Below are 1,009 nucleotides of genomic sequence, written 5' to 3' on the forward strand. Positions count from 1 at the left end.
CATTCAATCAGCCGGCGAACTCGGTAGATGTCGATGATCGACGCGATGCTCGGGATGGCCACGAACACTCCTCGGTTCGGTGCGTGTTTGACCAGGCCGTCCTTGGTCAGCATGCGGAACACCTCGCGCAGCGTGTTGCGCGAAATGCCTAGGCTCTCGCTCAGGGCCTGCTCGGACAGGCGCTGGCCGGGCAAGAACTCGCCCTGCGTGATCTTCTGCCGCACCTGCTCGGCCATGCGTTCGCTCAGCGTCTGGGCTTCGGGGGAGGGGGTATCGGGCGGGTTCATTGGGGTGGGTGGTGGGTTTGTAGCAGATTCCGCTGCACATCGCCCCCTGATTGTTCAACAAAATGAGGGTATCCACTTAGAAATTGCTTGCAGTCATGCCTTTCAATTTGGCTTTAATTGTTCAACAATTCAAGGCTGATGATTCAACCAAATGTTCCGATTGGTCGAGTCATACACCCAACTCAACTGGAGCGCCCGATGACTGTTTCCTCCCTGAATGCTCTCGCCGCTGTCGCGCTGCTTGTCGCCGGTGCCCAGCCGGCCTGGTCCGCCGACTATCCGACCAAGCCGATCAAGATCGTTGTGCCGTACTCGGCCGGTGGCTCCACCGATACCCTGGCGCGAGTGGTCGCAGAGCGACTGGGCAAGCGCCTCGGGCAGGCGGTGGTGGTCGAGAACAAGCCGGGCGCCAGCGAGCAGATCGCCATCGCCAGCGTCACCAAGGCCGCGCCCGACGGCTACACGATCCTGCTGTCCACGCTCAGCGGGTTGGCGGTCAACCCAGGCCTTTACGGCGCGCGGCTGCCCTACAACCCGCAGAAGGATCTCACGCCCATCGTGTTGGCGGCCACCGTGCCCAGCGTGGTGGTTGTGCACCCGTCGGTGCCAGCGAAAAACATGACGGAGCTGGGCGCGTACCTGAAGAGCAAGCCCGGCGCAGTCAGCTATGCCTCGGCCGGCCCAGGGACCCCCAGCCATCTCGGCATGGAGTACTACAAGAA

General features: G+C 62.1%; 2 protein-coding genes. One reads left to right on the forward strand and one right to left on the reverse strand.

From position 1 onward, the window contains the following. Positions 1-287, reverse strand: a 287-nt coding sequence (locus tag AC1DY5_RS56920) for a GntR family transcriptional regulator (RefSeq protein ID WP_478122921.1), incomplete at its 3' end; no start/stop codon positions are given. A 198-nt stretch (positions 288-485) separates the two neighbouring features. Here AC1DY5_RS56920 and AC1DY5_RS56925 point away from each other — a divergent pair. Next, the coding region (locus AC1DY5_RS56925) for a Bug family tripartite tricarboxylate transporter substrate binding protein (RefSeq protein ID WP_478122922.1) at positions 486-1,009 on the forward strand (524 nt) is incomplete at its 3' end.

Source organism: Variovorax sp. P4_D9 (assembly GCF_056401695.1).